Below are 21,475 nucleotides of genomic sequence, written 5' to 3' on the forward strand. Positions count from 1 at the left end.
ACGATCGTGCCGAAGACGACGTTGACGGCGGCGGCAATGAAGGCGGTGCCGAAGCTGATTTCAAGCGCGTTGATGGTGCGGCGGTCGGTGACGATCGCCCAGAAGTCGGTCCAGCCGAGCGCCGCCGAGCGCCAGATCAGCCCGGACAGGGGAATGAGGATGATGAGGGTGAGGTAGGCAAGCGAGAAGCCGAGCGTCAATCCGAAACCCGGAATGACGCTCGGCTGCCTGAATCGCCACCCCGCCTTGGCGGGTGCTGTGGTCATGTCGTCCTGATCTAAATGCTACTGGGCCGGCTTGTAGATCTGGTCGAATATACCACCATCGCCGAAATGATAAGGCTGTGCTTTCTTCCAGCCGCCAAAAAGCGGGTCGTCGATGGTGACCAGCTTGATCTCAGGCAGCTTGGCCAAGTCCTCCGCCGGCACCAGTTCGGGCTTCGAAGGGCGATAATGGTTTTTGGCGATGAGCGTCTGGCCTTCCTTGGAATAGAGGTAGCTCAGATAGGCTTCGGCAACTTTGCGCGTGCCTTTGGCGTCGACATTGGCGTCGACCACGGCTACCGGCGGCTCGGCCAGGATCGAGGTCGGCGGGTAGACGATATCGAAATTGTCGGCGCCGAACTCGTCGAGCGCCAGATAGGCCTCGTTTTCCCAGGCGAGCAGCACGTCGCCCAGCCCCTTTTGCGCGAAGGTCACGGTGGCGCCGCGCGCACCGGTGTCGAGAACCGGGACATGCGCATAGAGATTGCCGACGAATTCCTTGGTCTTGGCCTCGTCGCCGCCATCCTTGGCGCTGGCATAGGCCCAGGCGGCAAGATAGTTCCAGCGCGCGCCGCCGGAGGTTTTCGGATTGGGCGTGATCACCTGGACATCGTCCTTGACCAGATCGCCCCAATCATGAATGCCCTTGGGGTTTCCCTTGCGGACGAGGAAGATGATCGTCGAGGTGTAGGGCGCCGAATTGTTTTCGAATTTCGTCCGCCAGTCGGGATTGATCTTCTTCGTTTTCGAGACAATGGCGTTGATGTCGCCTTCGAGCGCCAGCGTCACCACGTCGGCGTCGAGCCCGTCGATCACGGCGCGCGCCTGGGCGCCGGATCCGCCATGCGACTGCTGGACGGTGACGGTCTCGCCTGTCTCGGCCTTCCAGTGGGCGACAAAGGCCTCATCGAATTGCTTGTAGAGCTCACGCGTCGGATCATAGGACACGTTGAGAATGGTGGTGTCGGCAAACGCGAAACCGAGCGTGCCGAACTGGACAGATGTGGCGACCAGTGCGCCGAGCAGTTTCCTGAAATGAGGTTTGGTCATTTCCGCCTCCGTTGAACTCGCGCCAATCTACCGAATTGATAGAATTTAGATGCATTCAATGTTGCCTTTTTTGGCCTATTGAAGCAATTTTTCGCCCAGTTTCGGCGATGCGAGAAACTATTTTCCCCGCATGGACCATGATTGCGATCCCGACGCGATTATCTAGAGACGGCTAGCTCTTCGGCAATGGCTGCGTCGCGCCCGAAGGTTGCGGCCGGCTATTCGGCGGTAACGGGAAAGTTGAAGCGCTCTTTTGGAAACGGCTCGTTCTCCAGCGTGAAGTGCCACCATTCGCGGGCGTAATTCTTGAAGCCGCGGGCACGCATCGCCTCGACAAGTCTTTTGCGGTTAGCCGCCGCTTCACTGGCTATCGGTCGGTGAGCCGTTTCGCTCGCTGGATCGAAACAGTCGAAACCCGTGCCGAAATCGAGCGTGTCGGCATCGGTCGCGCCACAGGCCGGTTTCGGAGCGCTCTTGCGGTCGGCTCGCGCGATCGCGACATCGACCGTCGATCCGCGCGAATGGGTGGACAGTTCGCCGATATAGCCCTTGGCGATGAGATCCTTGCGCTTGACCTTTGGGTACCATTGCGCGTCCGGTGGCCCACTCGTTTTTGTCCAGTCACCCATGTCGGAGACAGCCCGCGCAGGGCGATAGCAGTCGAACACGACCAGCGTCAGTCCTTCGGCGGCAATCGCTTTCTGCACTGCCGAAAGCGCTTGCGCCGCTTGCCTGGTGAGGATGCATACCGGCGCATCGTAGCCGCTTACCTTGCGATGCAGGAAATTCTCGAGGCCGGCATAGCGGATATCCTGCCGGATATTGGGATCGATGTCGGCTAGCCGAACAAAGCCGGCGGGGAGGGTGTCAGCAAAGGCCGAGGAAATACCGGCGCCCGAAAGCAAGACGTAAAACCCAATCCCCTGAATCGCCTGCCGGAAGTTATTCAAGGGAAACTTTCACTCGACGAAAACCTTCACACTGGCCGCGCGTCCCGCCGCGTCGATCACGGTCAGGGTCGAATAGCCGGCGCCGTCCGGCTGCCAGGTCGCGGTGCGCCGCCGGTCGATGCCGACCAGCGGCTTGCCGTTGGCCAGCCAGCGGAATGGTGCGCGGCCGCCTTGCAGCTTGAGCACCAGCGGCGAGGCGTCGGCCGAGGAAGTGCCGAGATCGACGCGAGCGCCGTCGGGCGGAAAGATGATGGTTGGCGCAGGTTCGGTCGGCGTCGCCTGCACCAGCCCATCGGTGCCGGCGCCGAAGCGCGTCAGCGTCACCGGCAGCTCCTCGCGTTTCGGACGCCGGACGCCGGACGGCTGGCTCGGCAGTGGTACGGCGGCCAGGCCGGAACGGACAAAACCTTCGAACAGGATGGGCGCAGCCGAGACATAGCCGGACAGGCCGGGCACCGCACCGGCGTCGGGGCGGCCGACCCAGACGCCGAGCACGTAGCGGCCGTCGAAGCCGACCGACCAGGCGTCGCGATAGCCGTAGGAGGTGCCGGTCTTGTAGGCGATGCCGCGTTGGGCGGCACCCTGGGGAGGCTTGACGCCTGACAGGATGTCGGTGATCTGCCAGGTCGCCTGCCCGTCGAGGATGGTGGTGGTCGAGCGTTCGGCATTCGCCGGCTCGGTGCCGTCATGCAGCGTGTGTGCCTTGCCGCCATTGGCAAGACCGGCATAGAGTTGGACCAGGTCGCGCAGGGTCACCCCGACGCCGCCGAGGCCGATCGCCAGGCCGGGCGCTTCGTTGACGGGCAGGATAGGGGTCACATCGGCCTGGCGAAAGCGTGCCATCAGCCGGGCCGGGCCGACCGCGTCGAGCACGCGGATCGCCGGCACGTTGAGCGACAATTGCAGCGCCTGCCTGATGCTGACATCGCCTTGATAGCCCATGTCGAAGTTCTTCGGCCGATACCCGGAGAAATCGGCTGGGCTGTCCTCGATCAGCATCTCCTGCGCCACCAAGCCTTGTTCGAAGGCGAGGCCGTAGATGAACGGCTTCAGCGTCGAGCCAGGCGAGCGAACGACCTTGGTCATGTCGATCCAGCCCGAACGGCTGGCATCGAAGAAATCGGCAGAGCCGACCTCACCAAGAATATCGCCGGTACGGGCATCGGCCAGTACCATGGCCACCGAGAGGCGAGGGCCGAGCCTGGCGGCCGCATCCTTGGCCACCTGCTCCAGCCCTTCCTGGACACTCTTGCGGATCGTCAGTTGCAGCTTCTGGCCGGGAATGGCCTTGGACAGCATCGTATAGGCCGCATGGGCAGCGAGCGCCGGCAAGGTCCGCCGCAGCCCCGACACATCGTCGAGCGCGGCACGCGCGGCCTCACGTTCGCCGAGCAGGCCTGCCGAGACCATGCGGGTCAGCACGCGGTCGCGGGCAGCATGGGCGACGTCGAGGTTGCGGTCAGGGCGCCGCTTTTCCGGCAATTGCGGCAAAGCGACGAGCAGGGCCGCCTCCGAGACCGTCAGCCGTTTCGGCTCCTTGCCGAAATAGGCAAGCGAAGCGGCGCGCACACCTTCGAGATTGCCGCCATAGGGCGCCAGCGTCAGATAGCGTTCGAGGATCTCGCGCTTGGAAAGCCGCCGTTCGATCTGGAGGGCGCGCAGCATCTGCTTGATCTTCGAGCCGAGGCTGCGGCTGTCGCGCGGTTCGATCAGCCGGGCGAGTTGCATCGGCAGCGTCGAACCACCGGAGACGATATGGCCGCTGGCCGCGAACTGGCCGGCGGCACGCGCCAGTGCCAGCACGTCGACGCCTTGATGATCCCAGAAACGCTTGTCCTCATAGGTGACCAGCATGTCGACGAACTGCTTGTCGACCTGGTCCAGGCTGGTAGCGAGCCGCCAGTAGCCATCCGGCGTAGCGAAGGCGCGCAGCAGCTGGCCGTCTCGGTCCTGCACCTCGGTCGAGACCGTCAAAGCAGCCGGCAGCGGCGGCGGAAATGCGCGGTCGAGCTGCCAGAGGCCGAAGGCGGTGATTGCCGCGAGACCGGCCAAGGAAATGCCCGTGATGGCCGCTCGGCGCAGGAATTTTCTGGAGAGCATGGCGCCGCCCCTCATCCGCCTGCCGGCACCTTCTCCCCGTTTAGTGACGGGGAGAAGGGGGCTGTCGCGACCCTTGGCGCCTTTTCTGCGACGTTAAAGTTCGGCGAAAACTTCGGCGCATGGCTCTTTCTCCCCGTCTCTATACGGGGAGAAATGCCCGGCAGGGCAATGAGGGGCAGCGCCACCGCCATATTCCTATCCTTACGGCGCCTTGACCTCCATCATGCCGGTGGCGGTGCGGGCCGAATATTGCGGCCGGTACATGTCCTCGATCGTTGCCGCCGGGTGGGCATAGGTGCCCGGCGTCACCGCGCGCACGACGTAGGCGAGCGTGATGTTGCGGTCGCCGTCGCCGTCGTTGGGATTGAAAGCCGCGACGAAACGGTCGTCGCGGAATTCGAGATGAGCGGCATCGGTCTGCGCCAGCCAGGAGAAGTTCGTCAATTGGGCGCTGGAGACCAGGCCCGGATTGTCGATCTCGAAGCCGGCCGGCAACAGGTCGGTGATCAGCAGTCGCGAAGGCCAGGTGTTCTGCTCGTAAACCTTGAGCACGACGACATAGCGTTCGTTCTGCTTGACCTCCGTCACGTTGGCCTCTGTGCCGTCTAGCTTGTAGTAGGTACGGCTGATGGTAAAGCCGTTGCCGCCGGCCGGCAGAGGCTGGATCGGCGAGGCCACGGTGGTGACGACCGCCTGCAGCGGATTTCTGCCGGTGTTGACGATGGTCAGCGGACTGTCGGCCAGGTCGCCACCGGCGATCTGGTCCGCATAGCCGCCGGCATGCGGTGCGCCGTTGACGGTCAGTGCGATCGAATCATTGCCGGCCTTCAGCGCGCGGGCCGCAAGCAGCATCCAGGACTCGTCCTGTGTGCTGGTCCACCTGGCGTCGGCGCGTTCCCTGGTCACTAGTTGGATCAGCGCCGGCACGATGGTCGGCACCGGCTTGCTTTCCGCGGCAAGCGCCAGGATCGCCGCGCCGTCGCGCAGCGGCGAGCCATAGTCGGACCGGTAATAGTCATATTCGGGCGTCGACTTGGCCAGTTGCAGCGCGGCCTGGAAGGTTGCCTCCGAGCGCTGGGTGTCACCGTAGAGCGCGAGAGACGCCGCCAATTGGGCGACGGCCATCGGGCTGGTAAAGGCTTCGAGCTGGGTGTCGGCATAATAACGCAGATCGCCGACCGAGGCCTTCTTGTTGCGGGCAAGCACATAGAGCGCATAGGCGATCTCGCTGCCGCGATCCTGGACGTCCTGATCGTAGCCGATCGCGTTCTGCAGATTGCTCAGCGCCTGGTTCATCGCCAAAGCCGGCACGTCGTATTTCTGCTCGCGCGCCCGGGTCAGGAAATCGGTGACATAGGCGTCGAGCCACAGATCGCCGGAACCCGGACCCCACAGGCCGAAGCTGCCGGCCGATGCCTGGTAGCTCAGCACCTTGTAGATAGCGTCCTGGACGCGGCCATGCAGATCGGGGTCGCTGGCCATGCCGATGCCGGAAGCCATCTCGTTGACGTAGAGAAGCGGCATGGCGCGGCTGGTGGTCTGTTCGGCGCAACCATAGGGATAGCGGTCGAGCGTCATCAGCAGCGACGGTACATCGAAGGCAGCCGCCTGCGAAACGCCGACGCTGACCGAAGCGCCATCGAGCAGGCTTGCCGCCAGCAGTTCCTTGTCGACGCGCAGCACGCCGCCATTGCCCTTGAGGTCGACGACCATGCGGGTGGTCACCGGCAGTTGCGCTGGGCGCACCGGCACATAGAGCGTCTGCTCGACAGCGGTGCCGTCGGCATGCGCAAGCTTGATGGTGATCGAGGCGTTGCCCGCGGTCCGCGCAATCAACGGCACGGTCAGCGTCTGCCGCTTGCCTTTGGCCAGCGTCAGCTTTTCAGGCAAGGCGGCACTGCCGGTAGACAGGTCGCCCGTCGTGTCGATGGTCAGCTTGTAGTCGCCAGCAGGGCCGTCGGTGTCGGCGACATCGAGCCGCATGACGGCGGAATCGCCGGGCGCCAGGAATCGCGGCAGGCCGGCGGTGATCACCACCGGATCGCGAACGATGACGTCGGACTGGGCATGGCCGACTGCTTCCTTTGTCCAGGCGACGGCCATGACGCGCACGGTGCCGTTGAACTGCGGTATGTCGAAGTCGATCCGCGCCTTGCCGTCGGAGTCGAGCTGGACCGGGCCGGAGAAGAAGGCGACCAGCTTTTCGGTCGGCGGACTGCCTTGCGATTGCATGTTGGCGCCGTCGCCGCCGGTGCGCAGCTTACCGGTTGTGCCCAGCGAGCCGTCGATCAGCCGGCCATAGATGTCGCGAACGTCGAGACCGAGCATGCGCTGGCCAAAGAACCAGTTCTCCGGATCCGGTACCTTGTAGTTGGTCAGGTTGAGGATGCCGACGTCGACGGCCGCGACCATGACATAGGCGTTGGTGCCGGGCTGCACGCCTGCTACGGCCACCGGGATCGACAGCTGCTGGCGCGGCATGGTCTTGTCCGGCGGCGCCAAGCTGACGGCAAGCTTCCGCGAGCCGGGATCGAGCTTCAGCCATTTGACGCCGATGGCGCGCGCCGGCATACGCGTCTCTTGCGCATCGCCCGGCCTGAACAGCGTTGCCGTGACGTAGGCGCCGGCACCCCAGTCGTCGCCGACCGGGATGTCGACGGTGCTGCCGCCGGCCGGCACGCTGGCGGTGACGGTCTTCAGGAGCTTGTCGGTGCCGATGGTGACGAGCAGCTCGCCGGCAAAGTGCGGCGACACTTTGAGCTTGGCCACTTCACCCGCCGCATAGGTATCCTTGTCGAGGGCGATCTCTAGGCCGTCGGGCGTTTCGGTGGTGGTGGAACTGACATACCAGCCGGCGTCGAACTCGTAGCTGGTGGCCGGGCCTTCCGGATCCGCTGTCTCGATCTCGAGCCGGTAGCGGCCCCAGTCGACCGGCAGCGACACCGTCGCCTCGCCATCGGCGCTCAGGTCGACCTGGCCGTTGGCCACCGCCTTGGTGAAGGTGACCGGCTCATAGTTCCAGGAGTTGCTCGAGCGGTACCACTGGTAGCTGCGCTCGACCTTGACCAGCGACCACTGCGCGCCCTTCACCGCCTCACGCTTGCCGTCTGGGTCGACAGCGATCAGGCTGAACTTGGCCGTGCCGCCTTGCGGCACCTCGTCGTCGTCGAAATCCGGGCGGATGCCGATCATGTGGCCCTGCGGGCGGATGCCGATATTCAGCGAGCGCTCGACGGCACGGCCGCCGGTTTCACGCATCCTGACAGTGACCTTTGCATCGACCAGCTTGGTGGTGGATGGCAATTGATCGACGGAGACCGGGAAAGTCGCCTTGCCGTCCTCGCCGACCACCGGCAGGCCGGTGAAGGGCGTCACCGTCGGTTCAGCCGACTGTTCGTCGGCCAGACCGAAGGAATAGCCTTTGAAGCGGTCCCAATCGCGGGCGGTCGACAGCGTCAATTCGCCTTCGAGCGCGAGGCCCGCGGCCGGCGCGCCGTAGAGAAAGCGGCCGTCGACGGTAATGTTGGCGGTCTCGCCCTGGGCGATCTCCTGCTTGTCGGAGGACAGGTCGAACTCGATGCGGTCCGGCACGAAGTCCTCGACCAGGAACATCTGGCTGGCGACCGCCGCCTGCTTGGGATCGGTATGGATCGCCACCGTCCAGGTGCCGCGCATGGCGTTGGGTTCCAGCGGCAGGTCGACAGCGTGACCGCCGGCCGATGCGCCGTCGCTGACGATGCGGCGGTCCTCGACGCCGTCGGGCCGCGAGAAGATGAAGGTCAGCGGCAGGTTCTCGACCGCCTTGGCGGCACTGTCGCGGGCAAGGGCCGCGACATGGACATCTTCGCCGGCGCGGTAGATGCCGCGCTCGGTCCAGGCATAGACGTCGAGCGCGCCAGGTGCCGGCCGTCCGGCGACGCCACGGTCGGACAGGTCGAAGCCGGCGCGGCCCATATCGAGGAAGACGAAATCGTCGTCGCCCTGTTTGGCCATCAGCACGGCCGGCGCCATGCCGCTGTCGCCGCGCGTCAGGCCGGGATTGAACATCGCCCGCCCTTCCGCGTCGGTGGTCGCGGTGCCGAGGATTTCATTGTTCCTGGCCAGCAGCGTCAGCTCGGCGCCGGCGATCGGCTTGGCGGTTGCGAGCGAACGGGCAAAGACGTTCAGCCCATCCTGTCCGGTATAGGTCGACAGGCCGATATCGGAGACGACGAACCATTGCGTGGCGTGCGAATCATAGTCGTCGCTGCGATCGTTGACGGCTTGTGCGGTCAGCACATAGACGCCGGGCTTGCGCTTCGGCAAAGCCTCGTCGATTGGGAAGGAGGTGGTGACTTCCTTGTTGAGGTCGTTGGCGATGTCGAGCTGGCCTTGCCAGACCGGCTCGCCCATCTGTTCGGAGATGTTCGAAATGTCGTAGCCGTCAAGCTGGCGCAGGAACTGATATCCCGACAGAAGCTGGGCCAGCGAGCGGTCGCCGATGCGGAAGAGCTTCATTTGGGCGGCATTCATGTTGACGGTGACGACCGGTATACCGCGGCGTGCGCCGGCGGGCAGCACGAAGCTATCGCCGGTGAAGCGGGCCGAAGGCGCGCGGTCCTGCACGTAGATCGACAGAACCACCGGTGCCGCGGTGACCTCGCCAATGGCGGCCGGCAAGCCGGCGCGGAAGGTCACGTCATAATGTTGGCCGTGCTCGAGTCCTTCGACGCAGATCTGCTTGTCCTTGGCTTCGACGCCCTTGGGAGCGGCGTTGTCGACAGTAACGAACTGCGAGTAGTCGACGCCGGTCTTGACCAGTTCCTCGGAGAACTGCGCGCAGATGCGTGGCGCGCTGGTGTCGGCATCGACGGTATGATCGATGACGCGGAAGCCCTTGCGGGCCTTGAGATCCTGATAGGCGGCCCTGACTGCCGGCGAATTGACGAGAGCGAGGCTCGCCTCGTAGGCCTGCAGAGCCGGCCTGTAGAGATCGCGGCGATCAAGGCCGTCCCCGAGCAGCGCCAGCACGTCGGCGCGCGTCTTGGTGGTGCGCAGCAATTTGTAGGCGTTGAAGGCGGCGGAAGTGGCGTTCGCCGGCAGGGTCGACGGCTCCGAGCTGTTGGCGGTCGGATGGACGGCAAGCGTTTCGCGCGCCAGCTCGAGCCAGAGCTGGCCATCATAAGGCAACACCGAAACCGCCGCTTCGTATTTGTGCATGGCCGAGCGATGGTCGCCCGTCAGCGCCGACTGTTCGGCGGCGGCCCTCAGCGCGGTCAGCCCTTCTGTCGGCTTGGTGTAGGTCGGGCCAGTGAGCTTGTTGCGGTATTGCTGGGCCTGGTCGGCCATCCAGTTGGGGAAGAAGGCGAGTTCGGGTGGCGCGCCGATGTCGGGATCGCCATCGATGTTGACGACCTTGCCGGCGACGGCGCCACCGAAGGGTTTCAACGAATTGTAATCGGATTTAAGGAAGCACCATTTGGCCTTGAGGTTGTAGGTGAAGGCGCGGCAGGCCGGGTCGCCGAGGCAGGTGGTCTTGCACTGGTCGAGGCTGACATTCTGGTCGGATCTGAGATCGAAACCGAAATAGTCGGAATTGTCCGATGTCACCACCCGCCGGGCTTCGGCCGCTTGCGCGACACCGCTCCAGGCAAAAAAGAGAAGGAAAAGAATCGATAGACCACGAGCCGCGCGCATTGCCATAAACCCCTCCAGACAAGTGCTTACGTCCAGAAATCTTCAAGCTTCAGTCGCGCTTGTCAACATCGGGACGCGGCAGGATCCGCCTGCCAACCGTTTGCTTTCCGGCCGGTGACCGGTAGTAGCTCCATAGGACAGGGGATCACGCTTTCTTGCGGCGACGCAGAAGGTGTGAGTTCCAAGCCCTGTCTATTTCAGCAATTGGATTGTGGCCCCTTTACGAGTGCTTCAGAACTTCATTCCAATTTTAGGTTTGCGAGCTAGGCTAGGAGCGTAATGCCGGCGTATGAAAGGCAGATGTCGGGAGGAACCGCGCCACGGCGCGCGCTTTCGCGCGCCCTGCTTTTCGCATTGTTGTGCTCTACGGCACTTGTTGCCGAAACCGGAAGTGCGGCAGCCTTCGAGATTTTCGGCATCAAGCTGTGGGGATCCAAAGACGAAGATGCCGATATCGTCGACCCGCTGCGCTATGCGGTGACGATCGAGGCGCCGGACGCCGACAAGGATCTCGCCGAGAAGCTCGAAAACGCCTCGGCGCTGAAGGCCGACGAGGAACATCCGGTATCCGGTTCTCTCGGCCTACTGGCCAAGGCGCGCAGTGACCGTGAGCAACTTGTTGCCGCACTCTACACTGACGCCCGCTACGAGGGTGTCGTCACCATCACTATTCAGGGCAAGCCGCTCGACGATCTGCCGCCCGATGCCGAGTTTTCGGGTCCGCAGCCGATACCGGTGGTGATACGCATAGCAGCCGGGCCGAAATTCACGCTTGGCAACATCAGACTGGAAGGCGATGCGGCGGGGCTGGCAAGTGCCGATTTCGGTCTGATCGCCGGCGGTGACGCCAGTTCGGGCGCCGTGCTCAAGGCCGAGGCGGCGATCGTGCGGGCACTCAAGCAAGAAGGCAGGCCGCTGGCCAAGGTGACGGGCCGCGAGATCGTCGCCGAGCACGCCGGTTCGACGCTCGACGTGACGCTTGCCGTCGCGGCCGGCCCGGTCGCCGGCTATGGCGACACCACTGTCGAGGGCACGGAAAAGGTCGACCGCGACTTCACCGAATATATGACCGGCCTTAAGCGCGGTCGCCAATATTCGCCCGATGAGATCGACGATGCGCGCGACCGGCTGCTCGGGCTCGAGGTCTTCAACAGCGTGACGGTGAAGGAAGCCGACGCACTCGACGCCGAGGGCAACATCCCGATCGGTGTCCAGGTAAGCGAACGCAAGCCGCGCTATTTCGGCATTGGCGGCAGCTTCTCAAACACCGAAGGGCTGGGCCTCGAAGGCTATTGGGGGCATCGCAATCTGTTTGGCCGCGCCGAAAAGCTGCGCATCGACGGCAAGATCAGCGGCATCGGCAGCAACGACTTGACCCAGCTCAATTACAATGCCGGCGTCATGTTCGAAAAGCCGGGCGTGGTCGGGCCGGCGTCGAAATTCATTGCCAGCGTCAATACCGTGCTGGAACACCCCGACGCCTACGACCATTTCTCGGTCAAGGGCAGCACCGGCCTATCCTACGAATTGGACAAGAAGCAGACGGTTTCCGCGCAAGTCGCGCTGGATTATTCGAGGATCCACGACGCTTTCGGCAAGCACACCTATCTGATCGCCAGCATTCCACTGCAATATGTCTACGACAATCGCGACAGCAAGCTCAATCCGACCCGGGGCTTCAGGGTGCTGGCCTATGGTGAGCCGAGCTACGACATTTTGAGCGGGGCTGCGTTTGTCAAGCTGAAGGGCGAGGGGTCGGCCTACCAGTCACTCGATTCGGCCTCGAAATTCGTTTTCGCCGAACGTGTCGCCATCGGCTCCATCATCGGCGCCAGTCTTCAAGATGTTCCGGCAGATCGACGCTTCTACTCAGGCGGCGGCGGTTCGGTGCGCGGCTATGCCTATCAAGGCATCGGCCCGAAGGACAGCAATGGAGAACCGATCGGCGGGCTTTCCTTCTTTGAGACCTCGGTCGAGATGCGCATCGCCGTCACCGACAAGATCGGCGTCGTGCCGTTCGTCGATGCCGGCACGGTGTCGACCAGGCAGGTCCCCGATTTTTCGGACATGAAGGTCGGCGCGGGTGTAGGCTTGCGCTATCTGACGGCGTTCGGGCCGCTGCGCGTCGACGCGGCGGTGCCGCTCAACCGCGGCCCCGACGATCCTCATTTCGGCATTTATGCCGGCATCGGCCAGGCATTCTGATGGCAATATTCAGGCGCATCCTCCGTATCCTTTTTTACACGCTGCTCATCGTCGTGGCAGCGGCGGTGGGGGCGCTCGTCGTGCTGACCAAAACCGAGCGCGGCCGCGAAAAGCTTGCCGGCATCATCTCGACCATGGCCTCGACCGGCGACCGCAAGGTGACTGTCGTCGGCATCGACGGTATCTGGTCGGGCGCGCTGAGGGTCGATCATGTCGTTCTGGAGGATCGCGAAGGCGCCTGGATGGTGGCGCGCAACGTGGCCGTCGACTGGTCGCCGCTGGCACTCCTGTCGAAGAGCTTCAGCGCCGATCGCATTGGGGCCGAGCGTATCGAGTTGGCAAGGCTGCCGGCGGCCAATACACAGCCGAGCCAAAGCGGAGCGACGACGCTGCCGGTTTCCATCGACGTCAGGCAACTCGACCTTCCCGAAATCGCGCTCGGGCAGGCTCTGGCCGGCAGCGGTGTCGCCGAACTTGCAGCCAAGGGAGCGCTCAAGGCGGACGCCTCTCCATTGGCGATCGAGACCAACCTCAACATCGTTCGCCACGACGGCAAGCAAGGCACGGTCGACGCCAAAGCCCATTTCGCGCCGGCCGACAACAAGCTCGACCTCGACCTTAAGGCATCCGAGCCGGCCGGCGGCATCATCGCCAACCTGCTCAACCTGCCGGGCGCGCCGCCGGTCAACATTGTCGTTTCCGGCACCGGACCGCTCGCCAACTGGAATGGCATCGGGACCTTCGTTGTCGACGGCCGGATCGTCACCCAGCTTACCGGTCGCCATCAGCTCACCGACAAGGGTCATTATGTCGAGGCCAACGGCGATGGCGAATTCGAGCGCTTCCTGCCCGAAACCCTGAAACCGCTGTTTGCCGGCAAGACCACCTTCGACCTCGCCGGCACGGCGACCGCGGCCGGCGGCGTCGATGTCGAGCGCGCCAATATCGACAGCGGCGCCTTGCACGCGACCGCCGCCGGCATTGTCGATCCGAACGGCGCCAGCGACCTTTCGGTGAAGCTCGCCGCAAAGGGGCCGCCGATCGTGCTCAGCCTCGGCAGCGAGGCGCAACCGATAACCGTGGCAATCAAGGATGCCACGGCCCGCGCTTTCGGCGATGGCAAGGCGCCGATGATGGATATCGGCGCGTCGCTGGTCTCGGTGGTGGCGGGCGGCACGCGGGTGGACGACCTGATCGGGCAAGTGCATTCCGATGGTTTCGACATCCAGAACCGTAGCGGGCCGGTCACCATCAAGCTGACGGCGGCCGGCCTGAACACCGACGTCGCGACTTTGGCGCCGCTGATAACGGGCAGGGTCAGCGCCGGTCTCGCCGGCTCCGTCAGCAAGGAACAGATTGTCGTCGATAAAGGCACGCTACGCAGCGACGCGCTCAATGCGTCCGTAACAGCCACAGTGGCGCTTGCCGATCTGTCGATGACGCTCAAGATGAATGCCGACGCGGCTTCGACGGCGCTGCCGCCGCAAATCAGCTCGGTTCTCGGTGAGCGCGTGCAGTTTTCCGCAACCGCGACACGCGACCCGGACGGTGCGTTCGCCGCCAACGCATTGCAACTCACCTCCGGTACGCTTAGCGCCAGCGGCACCGCCAGTGTGCAAGGCACCGATATCCGAGCCGATATCAAGGGTACGCTGGGCGACGTGTCGGTGCTGTCGCCGCTGGTCGGCGCCAACGTCGGCGGCGCCGTCGGTTTCGGGCTTACCGCAAGCGGCGCGCGCAGCGCACCGGATTTCTCGGTTTCGGCCAACAGCGACAGCCTGACGGCGTCCGGCCATACGGTGAAGCAGATCAGGCTGAGCGCGAGCGGCAAGGCCGATATCGCCAGTCCCGCCGCCGATGTCTCGCTGACCGGCTCGGTCGACGACCAGCCGCTCGACCTCAAGGCATCGCTGGTCACAACCGACGGCAAGCGCTCCATCAATGGACTTGCCGTCTCGTTAGCCGACAACAAGGTCTCCGGCGACCTCGGGCTCGACGACAACCTGCTGCCGCTCGGCACGTTGACCCTCGATGCCGCCGATATTGCTCCGCTGGCCGCACTCACAGGCCAGTCGGTAGCGGGCGACGTGCGCGGCACCATCCGCTTTGCGAACGACAACGGAGCGCCGACGGTCGCGATCGATGCGACGAGCACCGTGATTTCGCGCGGCGAACTGGCGGCGAAGACAATCGCCGTCAACGCGCTGGTCGCCAATTATCTCAAAGCACCGGCAATCGCCGGCAAGATCAAGGCCGACACGATCACCTCCGGACCCACGGTGATCATCGGCATCGATGTCGACCTGAAGCGCGATGGCGACTGGACCGGCTTTAGCGGCGGCGCCACGGTCGCCGGCATTCCGGCCAGCGCGTCCGGGCGGGTCAGGGTTGCGAACGGCACCACCAGCATCGAGCTTGCCTCGGGCGAGGCGGCCATCCGCGGCATCAAGGCAGTTGTCGCGCAGCCATCAGCGCTGACAATCGCCAATGGCAGGGTGAGCATAGAGAAATTGGCGCTCGGTGTCGGTGGTGGTTCGGTTGCCGTGTCGGGTACGGCTGGCCAGACGCTCGATCTCACTGCCACCTTGTCGGCGGTGCCGGCAGCGCTTGCCAATGATTTTTCACCGGGTCTCGATGCCGTGGGCGCGCTCAGCGGCACCGCGCAGGTCACCGGATCGTCGGCTGCCCCAGATATTCGCTTCACCGCCCGGCTCAGCGGCGCCGAAACCAGCCAGACCCGGCAGGCTGGGCTCGGGCCGCTGGATCTCGATGCGGCAGGCCGTTTCTCGTCGGCCAGCGGCCTGGCCATCGAGCAGGCGACGCTTGCCGGCGAGAAAATCTCCGGCAAGGCAGCCGGCACCCTCAATCCGAACGGTGCCAGCGATTTTTCGCTCGACCTGGCCTCTACCGGTCCGAGCCTGCCGTTGTCGCTTGGCAGCAAGGAGAGCCCGATCAAGCTCGAGCTGCAGGCGATATCGCTAACGGCGGCCGGGCAGGGCGCCCAGCCGAAGCTCGACATTTCCGCGACGCTGCCATCGGCCGCCACCAATCTAGCTATGATCGAGGGCATCACGCTTGCGCTGCACTCCGATCGCTTTGACGTGAAAGCCCGGAGCGGGCCGATCTCCGGCACCGTGATTGCCGAAAAAATCGGCCTCGACAATCCGTCTATCGCGCCGCTGATCGCCGGCAAGGTCACCGCCAAACTCGCCGGCAGCCTTGCCGCCGATGCCATCGTCATCGATAGCGGCACGGTGACCAGCGACGCGTTGAACAGCGGCTTCAACGGGCGGGTCTCGCTGGCCGACGGCGCCATCGACCTCAATGTCAAGGCGGACGCCGCCTCGGCGGCACTGCCGGGGGCGGTACGTGGCGTGCTCGCCGAGCGAACGCAATTCAGTGCCGCGCTGAAGCGGGACGCCAATGGCAATGTCACCGCCAATACTGTCAGGCTGTCGTCCGGTTCGCTGACGGCAGACGGCCAGGCGAGCCTTGCCGACAACAACAAGCTCAGCGCCGACGTCAAAGGCGCGCTAGGCGACGTCTCGCTGCTATCCAAGGACGCCAAAGGCGCCATCTCTTTCGCGCTGAATGCGCAAGGCGCCAGCACCGCGCCGGATCTGTCGCTGAGTGTCAACAGCGACAGGCTTTCGGTCGCGGCGCGCGAGATCACCGGTCTGAAGCTCACTGCCACCGGCAAGGCTGATGCCGCCAACCCGGCTGCGAATGTGCGACTCACCGGAAATGTCGGCGGCCAACCGCTGCAGGGCAGCGCCGTGCTGGCGACATCGGACGGCAAACGCGCCATCAACGGGCTTTTGCTGTCGCTCGGCAAGAACCGTATCTCCGGCGACCTGGCGCTCGACGATGCCTTCGTTCCGGCCGGCACCGTGGCGCTCGACCTGCCCGATATCGGTCCGCTTGCGGCCCTGGCACTGGAAAAGGCCGATGGCGATGTGCGCGGCACGATCGCCTTCTCCAAGGCGGGTACCGTGCCGCAAGTCGCCGTCAAGGCGACGACGGCCTCGATCTCGCGCGGCGATGTCTCGGCCAAGGCCGTGAGCATCGATGCGCTGATCGCCAACTATCTGGCGGCACCGGTGATCTCGGGCAAAATCCGTGCCGACAGCGTAACTTCCGGCGGAACGGCTATTCGGGGCGTCAACGTCGATCTCAAGCGCGACGGCGAATGGACCGGCTTTTCCGGTGGCGCCACCGTCAAGGATATTCCGCTGAGGGCGGCCGGCCGGGTCAAGGCGGTCAAGGGCACGACGACGGTCGAACTTGCCTCCGGCGAGGCGACCATCCGCGGCATCAAGGCGGCCATCGCCCAGGCCTCGACCATCAACATCGCCAATGGAGTGACCAGCCTCGACAGGCTGGTGCTCAACCTCGGCGGCGGCACGGCGACGGTCACGGGCAAGGCTGGGCAGGCGTTCGACCTCAACGCGACGCTGGCCCGCGTCCCGATCTCGATAGCCAACAGTTTTTCGCCGGGCCTCGATGCCGCCGGTTCCATCTCGGGCACGGTGAAGGTGACGGGCGCGCCGGCCAATCCGGCCGTTGCCTTCAAGATCGACGCCGCAGGCGTTCAGACGTCGCAGACCCGTGGTGCAGGTTTCGGCGGCATGGGCGTTTCATCCTCAGGTACGTATTCGGGCAACAGACTGACCTTCGACGCCAACATGAGCGATGCCGCCGGCCTCGGCCTCAAGGGCGGCGGCACGATGACGACATCAGGCGCGCCCACCCTTGATCTCAACTTTTCCGGCAAGGTGCCGTTCGCCTTCCTCACCAGGACACTCGCCGCGCAAGGCCTGTCCCTGAGCGGCACGGCCGACGTCGATGTGCAGGTGCGCGGCCCGGCGACGTCGCCGGTGATCTCAGGCACGGTCCACACGTCAGGCGCCCGCCTGCTCGACGCGCGCTCGGGGCTTGCGATCAACGATATCACTGCCGATGTCGCCATCGGTGGCGGCGTGGCCAGGATCAATCGCCTGACCGGCACGCTGTCGACGCGCGGCAGCCTTTCGGCCAGCGGCACCGTCGGCATCGATCCGGCTAAGGGTTTTCCGGCCGATCTGTCGATCAAGCTCGTCGACGGCCGCTATACCGACGGCAAGGTGGTCACCGCCAATCTCGGCGGCGACCTGACCGTCAAGGGACCGCTCACCTCCGCGCCGGTAATTTCCGGTACCGTCAACCTGGCCAAGACCGTCATCACCGTACCCGAAAAGCTGCCCGGCTCGCTGGCCGAGCTCAACGTCAAGCACAAGAATGCCCCGGCAGCCGTGCGTGCGCAGGACAAGGCGTTGCGCCCGGCCGCTGCAAGCAGCGGCGGTGGAGGTAGCGGCCTCAACCTCGACGTCACGGTCAACGCGCCGAGCCAGATCTTCATCCAGGGCAGGGGCGTCGACGCCGAGCTCGGCGGTTCGCTGCGGCTGACCGGTCCGGCATCGTCACCCCAGGCGGTCGGCACCTTCACCTTGCGGCGCGGGCGGCTGACGATCCTTGCCAAGCGGCTGACCTTCACCGAAGGCTCCGTCGGCTTTTCCGGCTCTCTGGTGCCCTACCTCAATCTTACGGCGCAATCGAAGACGACCAGCGCCACCGTGACCATCGTGGTGTCGGGCGAGGCGAACAACCCGAAATTCACCTTCTCCTCGGTACCCGCGTTGCCGGAGGACGAGGTGCTGGCGCAGCTGATCTTCGGCCGTTCGATGTCGAACCTGTCGCCGCTGCAGATCGCGCAGCTTGCCGAGGCTGCCGGACAACTAGCCGGCGTCGGCGGCTCGACCTCCCTGCTGCAGAACCTGCGCAGTGCGATTGGCGTCGACGATCTCGACGTGATCACCGACGAACAGGGCGGCACCGCCGTCTCGGCGGGCAAGTATCTCAACGACCGCACCTATGTGACGATCCAGAAGGGCGACAGGCCGGGCTCGGGCAAGGCAACCGTCGATCTCGACGTTGGACGCGGCGTCAAGCTGCGTGGCGAGGCAACCGACGCCGGCGAAGCAAAAGGCGGTGTTTTCTACGAACGGGAATATTGAAACCGGCCGTTCGCGCAGAACAACTGGTTGCCTGAGAACGAGTGGCGCAGCGGCGAATGTCCCAGTTTAATTGCCTGTGGGGATTTCGGACGAAATCCCTGGCGCAGTAGCAAATTTGCGCCAAGACTGTCGTTATCGCGCGAACCGCCCTGCTTTCAAAGTTGCACATTCCTTGGCATGTTCCCAATCCCTGCCGTCTTTGACATCATGGCGAGGATGCGGAATGTTAAAAGGCAGAAAGCCAACAATGGGAGTAAGTCATGACGATCTACAAGAGTAACGGCGACCGCGTTCCCGATCACATCCTGGCCATGGCCGAAGACGCCAAGGCAGGCAAGATGGATCGTCGCGAATTTCTAGCTCTCGCCAGCGTCTTCGGCGCGTCGACGGCGATGGCCTATGGCATGCTTGGCCTTGCAGACCCGACGCCGGCCAAGGCGGAAGAGGTCCAGGGCAAGAAAGGCGGCGTATTGAAGGTCGCGCAATGGATCAAGGATCCGAAGGATCCGCGCAAGGCCGACTGGTCGGAAATCGCCAATGCCGAGCGCCAGGCGCTCGAGCCGCTGGTCAAATACACCACCGAATACACGTTCCGCCCCTATCTGCTGGAGAGCTGGGACGTGAATGACGACGCTACCGAATACACGCTGCATGTGCGCAAGGGCGTCACCTGGAACAACGGCGATCCGTTCTCCGCAGACGACGTCATCTTCAACCTCAAGCGTTGGGCCGACAAGAAAGCCGAAGGCAATTCCATGCCCGGTCGCCTCGGTTCGCTGGTCAAGGATGACAAGCTGGATGAGAGCGCGGTTACCAAGGTCGACGATCACACGGTCAAGCTGACGCTCAGCAAGCCGGATATCGCCCTCATTCCCAACGTGTGCGACTATCCCGGCCTTATCGTCCACAAGACCTTCGACGAGAAGGGCGGCGACTTCAAGTCCTGCCCGATCGGAACCGGCCCGTTCGAGTTGGTCTCCTACGATGTCGGCCAGAAAGTGGTCTACAAGCGCCGCGAAGACAACAAATGGTGGGATGGTGACGTCTTCCTCGACGGCATCGAGTTCATCGACTACGGCACCGATCCGGCGGCGATGGTCAGCGCTTTCGAGGCAGGCGAGGTGCACACCAACTTCGAGACGTCGGCCGACTATGTGTCGATCCTCGACGGCATGGATTTGGTGAAGTCGGAGATCGTCACCGCCTCGACGATCGTCTGCCGTACCAATGTGACCAACAAGCCTTACGGCGACCAGAAGGTTCGCAACGCCCTGCAGCTCGCGGTCGACAACAATGTCGTCCTCCAGCTCGGCTACGGCAATGCCGGCACGGTTGCCGAAAACCACCATGTCGCTCCGATCCATCCGGAATACTATGAATTGCCGAAGATTGCTCGCGACCCGGCCAAGGCAAAGGCGCTGATGGCCGAAGCCGGCCAGGCCGATTTCGAGCACGAACTGATCACGGTCGACGAAGACTGGCACAAGAACACAGGCGATGCGATCGCCGCGCAGATGCGCGACGCCGGCATCAAGGTCAAGCGTACGGTGCTGCCGGGTTCGACCTTCTGGAACGACTGGACGAAGTATCCGCTGTCGATGACCAACTGGAACATGCGGCCGCTCGGCGTCCAGGTTCTGGCGATCGGCTATCGCACAGGTGAGGCCTGGAACGAGACGGCCTGGTCGAATCCGGAGTGGGATGCCAAGCTCAACGCTGCGCTGGCAGTTGCCGACGCCGCCAAGCGCAAGGAAATGATGAAGGATATCGAGCAGATCCTGCAGGATTCCGGCATTATCATCCAGCCTTATTGGCGCAAGCTCTACAGCCATTCGGTCAAGGCGGTGCAGAACTACAAGATGCACCCGACCTTCGAGCGCGACTACGGCAAGGTCTGGCTCGACCAAGCCTGACCGGACGATCCGGAAAGGGGCGTCTCGCCCCTTTCCCTCGCTCTTTGCATGGTCCTTGGACCGGAAGTCGGCGCAGCAAAAAGTTGCGGACTCTTCGGCCTGGGTCTGCAATAAAAAGGGTATTGCATCTGGGACTGGTCTGAAGGCTTGTTCTGCCGCTGGCGGCAGCGCACGGCTTGCAAACCGGTTCCACCCCCCAACCCGACCGGCAGGGGACCGCCATGCTTTCTTTCGTTATCAGGCGTCTCGGCACCATGGCAGTGACGATGCTGTGCCTGACGATGATCGTCTTCTTCCTGGTCAATCTCGGGCCTAATCTGAAGAAGCTCGCGATCAGCCAGACCGAAATGCACACATCCGCCGAGCAGCTTGAGGCTTGGCTGGTCAACCATGGCTATCGGCAGAATTTCTTTATCCGCTACGGTCAATGGCTGGGCATCATGCCCAAGCAGCCGGTGACCGACCCGGCGACCGGCAAGCCCGCACAGCGTTTCTCCTTCTGCAACGATCCGGTCGTGCCGACATTCTCCGGCATCCTGCAAGGCGATTTCGGTTGCTCGACCAAGTTCAAGACGACGGTCGCTTCGAAACTCTTTCCGGCGCTCAGCGCCACCGGCATCCTGATGCTCTGCGTGCTGGCCGTAATGGTGCCGATCTCGCTTTTGATCGGTATTCTCGCCGGTATGCGCGAGGGTTCACGCACCGACCGCACATTGTCGGTGGCTTCGATCGCCTCGACGGCGACGCCCGAATATGTTTCGGGCGTCATCTTCACCGTGATCTTTGCCTCCTGGCTCGGCGTGCTGAACGGTTCGGCGGCCTCGGCCAGCCAGGGCATCACCTTCTATAATTTCACCTTGCCGGTGATGACGCTGGCGATCTACGGCATCGGCTACATCGCTCGCATGACCCGCGCCTCGATGGTCGAGGTGATGACCCAGCAATATATCCGAACCGCCCGGCTGAAGGGCCTCTCCTTCGGCAGCGTGGTGATAAAGCACGCTCTGCGCAACGCCCTGATCGCGCCATTCACGGTCATCATGCTGCAGTTCCCCTGGCTGCTCACCGGCGTCGTCATCGTCGAGGTGATGTTCCGCTACCAGGGGTTCGGCTACACCCTGGTCGAGGCCGCCGGCAACAACGACATCGATCTTCTGCTCGGCTGCTCGCTGGTCTCGGTGTTTATCGTCCTGATCACACAGCTCATCTCCGATGTCGGCTACGCGTTCCTCAATCCGCGCATCAGAGTTCAATAGGAGACCGGG

Annotated in this window: 8 protein-coding genes and 1 pseudogene; 4 read left to right on the forward strand and 5 right to left on the reverse strand. The window is 63.8% G+C overall.

Going from position 1 to position 21,475, the window contains the following annotated elements; translation table 11 throughout:
* From NKH90_RS18505 to NKH90_RS18525, 5 genes and pseudogenes are all read right to left on the reverse strand, one after another.
* Positions 1-266 (reverse strand): annotated as a pseudogene (locus NKH90_RS18505) (molybdate ABC transporter permease subunit); the annotation flags it as partial.
* A gap of 18 nt (positions 267-284) precedes the next feature.
* Positions 285-1,313, reverse strand: coding sequence for a sulfate ABC transporter substrate-binding protein (locus NKH90_RS18510; protein WP_352473515.1), 1,029 nt, complete (start codon positions 1,311-1,313; stop codon positions 285-287).
* A 218-nt stretch (positions 1,314-1,531) separates the two neighbouring features.
* Positions 1,532-2,218 carry a M15 family metallopeptidase gene (locus tag NKH90_RS18515; RefSeq protein WP_352820316.1) on the reverse strand — a complete coding sequence of 229 codons (687 nt, stop codon included), beginning with the start codon at positions 2,216-2,218 and terminating at the stop codon, positions 1,532-1,534.
* A 54-nt stretch (positions 2,219-2,272) separates the two neighbouring features.
* Entirely contained in the window at positions 2,273-4,363 is a 2,091-nt protein-coding gene (gene pbpC / locus NKH90_RS18520) for a penicillin-binding protein 1C (protein WP_352473518.1), read from the reverse strand.
* 201 nt (positions 4,364-4,564) lie between these two features.
* On the reverse strand, positions 4,565-10,045 hold the full coding sequence (locus NKH90_RS18525) for an alpha-2-macroglobulin family protein (RefSeq protein WP_352820317.1): 5,481 nt from the start codon (positions 10,043-10,045) through the stop codon (positions 4,565-4,567).
* Between the two features lie 273 nt (positions 10,046-10,318).
* On the opposite strand from NKH90_RS18525, the gene NKH90_RS18530 reads away from it, so the two are divergent.
* From NKH90_RS18530 to NKH90_RS18545, 4 genes are all read left to right on the forward strand, one after another.
* Positions 10,319-12,244, forward strand: a complete 1,926-nt coding sequence (locus NKH90_RS18530; RefSeq protein ID WP_352820318.1) for an autotransporter assembly complex protein TamA — start codon at positions 10,319-10,321, stop codon at positions 12,242-12,244.
* Positions 12,244-18,297 (forward strand): translocation/assembly module TamB domain-containing protein, encoded by a 6,054-nt coding sequence (locus tag NKH90_RS18535; RefSeq protein WP_352820320.1) that lies wholly within the window; start codon positions 12,244-12,246, stop codon positions 18,295-18,297. Before NKH90_RS18530 ends, NKH90_RS18535 begins: the two co-directional genes overlap by 1 nt.
* Positions 18,298-18,557: 260 nt before the next feature.
* On the forward strand, positions 18,558-20,210 hold the full coding sequence (locus NKH90_RS18540) for an ABC transporter substrate-binding protein (RefSeq protein ID WP_352473524.1): 1,653 nt from the start codon (positions 18,558-18,560) through the stop codon (positions 20,208-20,210).
* 221 nt (positions 20,211-20,431) lie between these two features.
* Positions 20,432-21,466 (forward strand): ABC transporter permease, encoded by a 1,035-nt coding sequence (locus NKH90_RS18545; protein WP_352453204.1) that lies wholly within the window; start codon positions 20,432-20,434, stop codon positions 21,464-21,466.
* The last annotated feature ends 9 nt before the right edge of the window (positions 21,467-21,475 follow it).

The organism is Mesorhizobium sp. M0898, from assembly GCF_040319695.1.
GTDB lineage: Bacteria > Pseudomonadota > Alphaproteobacteria > Rhizobiales > Rhizobiaceae > Mesorhizobium.